This is a genomic window from Deinococcus seoulensis (assembly GCF_014648115.1).
In the GTDB taxonomy this organism is placed as follows: Bacteria; Deinococcota; Deinococci; order Deinococcales; family Deinococcaceae; genus Deinococcus; species Deinococcus seoulensis.
Map to the genome: position 1 here is coordinate 1 of NZ_BMQM01000060.1, position 7,979 is coordinate 7,979.

Annotated in this window: 5 protein-coding genes and 1 pseudogene; 2 read left to right on the plus strand and 4 right to left on the minus strand. The window is 59.8% G+C overall.

What is annotated here, in order from left to right:
• Positions 1–90: pseudogene (locus IEY70_RS21455) on the plus strand (IS6 family transposase); the annotation flags it as partial.
• Positions 91–138: 48 nt separating this feature from the next.
• Here the strand turns inward: IEY70_RS21455 and IEY70_RS20335 are convergent.
• From IEY70_RS20335 to IEY70_RS20345, 3 genes are read right to left on the minus strand one after another with little or no spacing between them, the layout of a single operon-like run.
• Positions 139–3,159, minus strand: coding sequence for a Tn3 family transposase (locus tag IEY70_RS20335; protein WP_189066854.1), 3,021 nt, complete (start codon positions 3,157–3,159; stop codon positions 139–141).
• 21 nt (positions 3,160–3,180) lie between these two features.
• Positions 3,181–5,208, minus strand: coding sequence for a WD40 repeat domain-containing protein (locus tag IEY70_RS20340; RefSeq protein ID WP_189066855.1), 2,028 nt, complete (start codon positions 5,206–5,208; stop codon positions 3,181–3,183).
• Positions 5,205–6,362, minus strand: a complete 1,158-nt coding sequence (locus tag IEY70_RS20345) for a WD40 repeat domain-containing protein (RefSeq protein WP_189066856.1) — start codon at positions 6,360–6,362, stop codon at positions 5,205–5,207. The genes IEY70_RS20340 and IEY70_RS20345 overlap by 4 nt, the downstream gene beginning before the upstream one ends.
• Positions 6,363–6,534: 172 nt before the next feature.
• Here IEY70_RS20345 and IEY70_RS20350 point away from each other — a divergent pair, with 172 nt between their 5' ends.
• Positions 6,535–7,392 (plus strand): tyrosine-type recombinase/integrase, encoded by an 858-nt coding sequence (locus IEY70_RS20350; RefSeq protein WP_189066857.1) that lies wholly within the window; start codon positions 6,535–6,537, stop codon positions 7,390–7,392.
• Positions 7,393–7,453: 61 nt separating this feature from the next.
• Here IEY70_RS20350 and IEY70_RS20355 read toward each other — a convergent pair.
• Positions 7,454–7,979: IS6 family transposase (locus IEY70_RS20355; RefSeq protein ID WP_189066858.1), on the minus strand; the 526-nt coding region annotated here is incomplete at its 5' end.

The following is a 7,979-nucleotide window of genomic DNA, read 5'->3' on the forward strand; positions in this document are numbered from 1 at the left end:
GAGGTCTGCGTCAAGATCGGCGGGGTCAAGCATTGGTTGTGGCGAGCGGTCGACGAATACGGGGGGTTCTGGCAACTTAACCTGAGTGAGGCCGGAGTAGCTCAGGGGGTCACCTGAGAGTAAGAACAGGAACCTGCGCTAAGGAATCTGATTGATGTACTCCTCCAGGGAATACGGGTTACGCAGGGGGCGCAGGTTGCCCTGAGCCACATCTTCTGAGAGGGTGAAATCGTATTTGCCGAGCATGCTCACATGCTCGTGGAGCAATGGAGTCAGTCGGGCCACGTCCTCATCGTTGACCGGATGACCGATGCTCCGTAGCTCATCGAGAGCTACTTGGATGTAGCGCGTATTCCACAGGACTATCGCGTTCACGACCAGGCCCAGTGCGCTCAACTGGTCTTCCATCCCTTCCCGATACCGCTGCCGCAATTCCCCTTTCTGTCCGTGAAACACGGCCCGCGCCACGCTGTGGCGCTGCTCGCCCCGATTGAGTTGCCGCAGAATTCGCTGGCGGTAAGCCTCGTCGCCCACATAGTTCAGCAGGTACAGGGTCTTCTCGATGCGACCCAGTTCAGCAATAGCCCGTCCCAGACTCGACAGGCTGCCCCCACGCTGCAAGGTACGCATAATGCTCGTTGCGCCGACCTTGCCCAGTTTGAGTGACCCGGCCAACCTAAGCATGTCCTCCCAGTGAGCGGCGATCAGCCGCTCGTTCAGGGTGTGACGGCTGAGGTCGTTCAGTGCGCCGTAATCCGCGTCCTTATCCAGTCGCCAGAAGCGCTGGTCAGATAAATCCGCCAGCCTGGGACTGAACTTGTAGCCCAGCAGGGCGAATAATCCGAACACCACATCGCTGTAGCCGTGGGTGTCGGCCATGATTTCGCGGGGGTCGAGGCGGGTCTGCTGTTCCAGCAGGCCCGCGAGGATATACAGACTGTCCCGCAGGGTTCCCGGAATCACGATGCCGTGAAATCCGGTGAACTGGTCACTGGTGAAGTTGTAGTAGGTGACGCCGCGCTGAGCGCCAAAATATTTGCTGTTCCAGCCAGCATTGATGGTGCGAACGGGAACGACGAAACGCAGGCCATCGGCAGAGGCGACTTCCCCACCGCCCCAGCTCTGGGCCAGCGGCAACTCCAGTTGGGCATTCACCAGCAGGGCATTCGCGGCGGTAATGGTGTCGGCGCGGACGTAGTTCTGCGCTATCCACGATAGGCGCGGAAGGGTCAGGGCTTCCACATCAGGACGGGACACGGCTTTCAGGCCGATATTGCAAGCCTGTGAAAGGAGTACCGCACAGAGGCTCAGGGGAAGATGTCGTACCAGGGTTCGGCCTTCTGCGACGTGGGTAAACGCCTCAGCCAGTCCGGTGAACGAATGCACTTCCATCAAGAGTTCCGCGAGGTCAACAACGGGCAGGCGGGCTGAAATTTCAGCCCGCAACACCTTCAGGCTCTCCGGCTCAGGAATCGCTTCCGGCGCGGCCAGGTGAAGGGTGGTGTGGCCGTCCTCCTGAGTGAGTGACAGCGATGAATTGACGCTCAAGCGCTCCTCGACTTCACGAAAGGCGTTTTCCAGTTCGATGCTCAACAGCTCAAGTTCCGGCCTGGGGTCAAGAGAGCGTTCCAGGGCGCGGCACACGTCGTCACGGGCTTCCAGCCAGGCATCTCCCTGAAGCAGCTCTGCCCGTGGGTCACCGTAGCGTTCACTGCGCTCCACAAAGACTTCGCGGCGCTTAAGAGCCTGATGCAGCCTGTCCATCACGCAGAGGGTGTACGCCTGCTGGTCGAGTTGGCCCCCAAAGGGAAAGACCTGTCTTTCCCAGCTTTTCGGAACGACGCTCCGGGGAGCGTCGCTCCATCTGGGCTTGCCCTGCCCCGGCTCATCCCTGGCTTTCAGGAATTCCAGGGCATCCAGCAGCGGCGTAGCTGTAGGGGTTCCAGTAAAGGTAATGGTCTGAAGAAAGACCCGCTGAAAGCGGCGGACAGTGGTGTAGTACCCACTGAGGGCCAGTGCGTGGGTGTCCTCATCAGGGCTGGCGAGGGCCGCGACCTTTCCAGCGGCTTCCCGCAGTGCCTGTTCCCCCAGCTTCTGCAAGGCCAGTTCACGCGCTCTTTCGGCAGGCAGGTTGCTGTCCAGCAGCATCAGGGTCGCTTCACGCAAGAGCAAAGCCGCCTGGTCGAGGTCTTTCAGGGAACGCAGGCGTTCCCGTCGCCGCCTGGCTTCCCCTCTCAGGGCGAAACTGGTCATCAGACCATCGAAAATGTCCAGTACGTCATCGGTGGCGGTGCGTTCCAGATGTTGCAGGAAGACCAGCAGGGTTGCCAGCCGCCGTTCCTCGCTCATCCGCTGGATGAGCTGTACTCGTGCAGTCAGGGCGTGACGTATCAGGGCAGCCTGACGTGCGGCTGGAACGTCGGAGAGGTCAACCTCTCCGACACCGACAGCGCGAATCTGTTCCACGCGGTACAGGGCGTGATACAGCGACATGGCTCCCACCCGTGAAGGCGGAGTTCGCAGGACTTCCAGCGGGGTCTGCCATTTCCCCGTGGGCAGGACGAGAAGCTGTTCGAGGACCTGCTCCTGCTCACTGTTCAGGCGGCGGCTCAAACCGAGGAAAGACCGAGCGGTGTACCGCTCGCGGACACGGGCAATCAGCCGCTCCAGAACACGCACGCCTGGCAACACAACTTTCTGGGCCAGCAGGTGAGCTGTAGCAAGGTCGAACAGGACGCTCGGGCGCACAGCACTGACCGCGAGGTGGGCATAAATCCAGCGAATCAGGCGGAACACCTGAAACTCGTCGAACTCCCGGTAACCCAGGTAAGCCACGATGTCGCGGCGGTGGGTGTAGCGGGTTTCCTCGCGCAGTGCATACCGTAGGAAAACTTCTGGCGAAACCTCAAGTTGCTGAGCGACATGCTGCACCACGACTCTCGGCAACTGAATAGGATTGGGCAGAAAGGTTCCCAGATACCGCAAAGCGCAGAGCTGGACGGCAAAACCGAGCTTGTTGTGGTCGCGGCGTCGCTCAGCAATCAAAGCCAGGTCGGCTTCGTTCAGGAAGAAATAACGGGTGAGTTGTTCTGGGGTGGGGTCAACAGCAAACCGCCCGTAGCGGGCGGCTTGCTCAGCAGAGAGGAATTCGACGGGCATCAGTCATGGCAGGAAAGAGACTCAGGGAATGTTCAGAACTGTGAAACTCGTTTCCGACTGACTGCCGACCCCTACCAGTAATGCTTTCCCATCAGCCCGAAAGGCGAGAGGAACAGTGTCCATGTCCTGTACCACTGCCGGGAGCTTCCAGACCACTTGTTTCCCAGTTTTCACGTCACCTATCAGCAATTCGGCGCGGCCATCTTCCAGCCAGGCGACTCGCCGACCATCTGAGGATACGGCCAAAGACTCCACCCGATTGCCAGAGGGCCACATCTGTATTTTCTTGCCTGTCGCCGGGTCATAAACCTCAACGCCCAGCGGATGATAAGTATGTTCCTTGCCTATCACGTCTATAGCAGCCACGGCCAGTACGCGGCAGTCGGCACTGGTGGCCCCCAGACGCCTTTCTTCAGGCAGTGACAGGCCGAAGTTATTTTTCTCCAGTGCGCCGAGCTGCCACGAGGACGCCCGGAAGCCCATACCCCGGTCACGGAAGATAAGTTGCGTTTCACACATACTTTTTCCATCCGGCGTGAGCTGGGAAGTCTCACTCACCGACTTGCGGTAGGTCTGACCAGGGAGGTTGCCCAGAAAGAGCTCGCCCTGACGCCTGAGCAAAGGGGCTACAGGAACGATACGACCGCCCAGAACGACTTCCTTATCCCCCGGCGTGAATCCAGAAATAGAATGAATGCCCGTGACCGAGGGGCCAACCGCCTTCCCGGTTTTCACGTCCCAGAAGCGCACGAATTCCGAGTTCGCATCACCGCTGACCAGGAGCGTGCCAGCCCGATTGAACTTCAGGCTGCCTACCTGATACGGATGAGCCTTGACGCTCCAGATTGCCTGTCCTGCCTTCAGGTCAAAAAGGTTAAGCTGCCGACCTTCGCCCGCCGCAGCCACCCAACGTCCATTGTCACTGACGGTCAGGAGATTGACGTGGGCCAGCGGCATCTGGAACTTGGCGACCTGCTGACCCTGCGGCGTCAGGGCCAGTGCCCCCAGCGAACTGGTGCTGATGATGTTCTGGCCCAGCCACGCCACACCCTGAACACCAATCCCGGTATTGGTCGGCTGTGGTGGTGCCAGCCGTTTCCGGTCAGTCAGATTCCAGAGGCGCGGGGTACTGAAGCCGTCTGCCAGAAGAAATTTGCCGTCGGTACTGAAGGCGAGTTTCCTCGTGTTGTCGGCATAAGTAGGCAACGAGCGTCCTGTCCCACTTTTCAGGTCATAGACCGTCACGGATTGGTTGTACGCTTTGGGGAAGCTCATGTTCCAGCCCACCGCTAGACGCTGCCCAGACGCGTCATAAGCCACTGCCGAAGCGCTAGCAGGCTTAACAGGGTCATCCATAAACGAAGTGTCTTCCCCAGGTAAGCGGGTGATGGTCGGCAGCGGTTTCATGTCAGGCAGGTGAAAGCGCAGAATTTGCGAGGCGCGGATGACGGCCACCTCGTTCGCGGTTGGACTGACGGCGACCTGCCCAGCACCGTAGCCGTCAGGCAAGGTCGGCAGGTCAATCCTCTGCCACTGTCCCGGCTGGCCGACCAGCAGGGTATGAGGGCACGCCACCGTCAGCGTGGAGCCGCTCGCCGCGAGGTGTGGCCCTTCACTGCCTTTCAGGTTACCGCAGAGGGCCTGCCCCACGACCTTGGTTTGCTTTCCACTGACCTGAGCCAGAGTTCCTGTCGTGTCCAGCGTAAAAAGGTCATTGCCGCTGTAAACGACATCCACCAGCAGGCGGCCAGTGGGCGACACAAGAGCCTGCCGTTGCCCCTGGGGAGTGAACAGGCCCACGCGGTCAGCCGTAGTGACGGCGACTTGTGCGCCATCGGCCCGCACACTGACCTCGCTGGCCGGGCCATCCGGCAAGATGCCTGAAGCCTGGATGCTTACCGCTCCGGCAGCACTGACACTGAGCAGTGCGCCGAGAAAACCTGTAGAAAGAAAACGGGCCTGTAGAGACATAGCAGAGCTTACAGCGTGAACTGCGGGCAGTACGTTCGCCTTTTGGTGGAGCTGTGCTGCGTTGAGTTTGTGGTTCATTCCTTTGCTTCAGTCTGCCAATCATCAGGCAAAGGTAGAGGCACCACTTTGACTTGCCCTCGACCACTGGACATGGCGAACCAAGTTCCTTCAGCGTTGACTGTCAGACGCGGCCAGAGAGTGGCTCCCGTTTGAGGTCGGTCGTAGACTTGGATGGGTTGCAAAGCCGAGCCGGGCTGCTGCAAGTCCAGGCGCAACAAGCGACCGTCATCCAGCACCGCCAGAACGAGGTTCTGCTTGGTCACCACCACAGCCGTCACCTGCGTTCCCTTCACAGGGCCAGTGTTGGCGACGCGTTTTCCGGTTGCGATATCCCAGGCTTCTACGCCTGCCCCATCCTCGTCGGCCACCAGGAAACGGCTATCGGGGCTGAATACAGGAGCTTCCGCATATTCGTTCTGCTCCGCCCGCTGATAGCTCCGCAGACCCCCGGCCTGCACGTTCCAGACGCGTACTTCACCATTGCAGGGAAAGGCGAGCAGGCGACTATCGGGACTCCAATTTGGACGTGCCCCCATGAAGTTAAGACAGGTGGCTGGCTGGGCAGGTAGGGCCTTAAGGCGGCGGGAGAAGTCAGAGGCCCACAGTTCGATGCGGCGACCTTCGCCCAGCAGCGCCACGGTCTTGCCATCTGGGCTGACATCCAGGCTGTACCAACCCCCCGTGCGGACATTGAGCCGCTTGCCTGTTCTTACGTCCCAGCGGCTGGCCCCCCGGTGGTCGGCGGCCAGAAAAAACTTCCCATCGGCGGTAAACGCCGAGTTGAAGACGAACTCGGTACCGTCCCGACCACAGCCGAAAGTTTCCTTGAAGTCGCCCTGAAGCGTGGAAATGGCCTTCTGCGTGCTGAGGTTCCAGAGCACCACCCGGCACTTGGCGAAGTCCAGTTGTGCAGCCAGAACACCTTGCGGGGTCGGGCGCGGATTCCACGCCAGTTTGCCGGGAAGCTTCAAGGCGTGGGGTTGGCTGCTCCCGGCGAAAGTCACGGCGCTGCCCTCGTCAGGGTCAAAGGCCGTGACCTGGTTCTGGCCAACTGTCAGGGGAATTCGGGTCGCTGGATGACTGAAGAGGTAAGCCGAGCGGTTCAGGGGTGGTGCAGCGAGGGCGAGCGTCCCCAGGGCAAGACTGACGAGGGCAGCAGTGAGTATCCGCATTTAGGCATAGTAGTGATGAAAGGTGACTGAATGTTGATTTGCTGGTGCTGCGACAAACAAGTGTAAAACCTGTTGTAATTATCCTTATCACAGGAAAACTGAAAACTGTCTGCGAATTTGACGGCAAAAACTGCCATCGGTTTCAGAGGGTGAAAGTACACTTATCACAGGAATGAACGCTGACGATTTCCAGAGAGCGATTGAGCAGTTTCTGAAAGGGCTGAAACGCAGCCCGGCCACCCTGCGGGCTTACCAGGCTGACTTGAATCACTTGCAACGGTGGTTACTGGAACAGCATCAGGAACTGGATGCCCCGACGCTGGAAGCCTACTTTGCAGCCCACGAGTGGGCTGCTTCCACGCAGAACCGCAAACAGACCGCCATTGAACGCTTCTGCCGCTGGGCCAGACAGCACGGGAAACTGGAAATTGACCCGACGCTGCATCTGGAACGGCCTACTGTGCCACCACCACATCCGCGAGGACTGCGCCGTGAAGATGTGGAGCGCATCTTTGCCGTGATTCCAGGGCAACAGGCCAGAGATGCGTTGCTGTTCCGCCTGGTGTTCGAGACGGGACTTCGCATCAGCGAAGCCCTGAACATCCATCTGGACGACCTCGACCTCAGCAAAGGCGACGAACATCTGACCGTGCTGGGCAAAGGGGGGCAGCGCCGGACGGTGCTGCTCGATGACCCTAAACTGGTCAATGCCCTGCGGAAGTATCTGCGCTCACTGGAGTACGAGCATGGGCCGCTGTTCCAGGCGCAAAAGAATGGGCGTGGTGGCCCGTTGCGCTATCAGAGCGTGCAGGAGCGCTGGCAGCATTACGCGGCTGAGGCAGGCGTAGCCTGCACACTGCACCAGTTGCGGCATAGCCACGCTACTGAACTGGTCAATGGTGGGGTCAGTCTGGGAACAATACGGAAGCGGCTGGGGCATCGCCATATCCAGACCACATTGCGCTATGCCGAGGTCAGTGACGCCTCAGCAGACGCCGAACTCAGGAAATGGCGTCGCAGTCGCAAATAATTCCTTAGCGTAGGTTTCTGTTCTTACTCTCACGTCACCCCCTCAGCAGGTGGCTTGAGAATCAAGCCACCTGCTGCATCGCCTCTCGCCAGCGGAGAAGAGCTGCGGATTGATGGCTTCGTCTGAGGGTGGCGGGAACGGTGGTTCGCGTGTGTCGATGGAGGTTCGAGACTCGGGCGTGCAGGGCGAGGAATTCTTGTGTTCGTTTCCGGCGCTTGAAGCCCAGTTGGCTTCGTTCTTGCTGCCGGGTGGGTCGGTGAGATTGCTCCACCAGATTGTTACAGCGGGCGGTGGAAGCGACCTGAACGTGCTCCACGCCGTGGAGCACGGGAATCTCACGCAGCGCCGCCCCATAGCTCCACAGCTTGTCGGTATGGATCACCTCCGGCACGTCGTATTCCCCCAGGAGGCGAACAAAAAAGGACTTGGCCGCCTGGGTGTCTCGGTGTTCCTGAAGCAGAATGTCCAGCACGTCCCCGTATTCGTCGACCGCTCGCCACAACCAATGCTTGACCCCGCCGACCTTGACGCAGACCTCGTCCAGATGCCATCGAGAACCCCGCCGGGGTTCTCGATGGCGCAGTTCC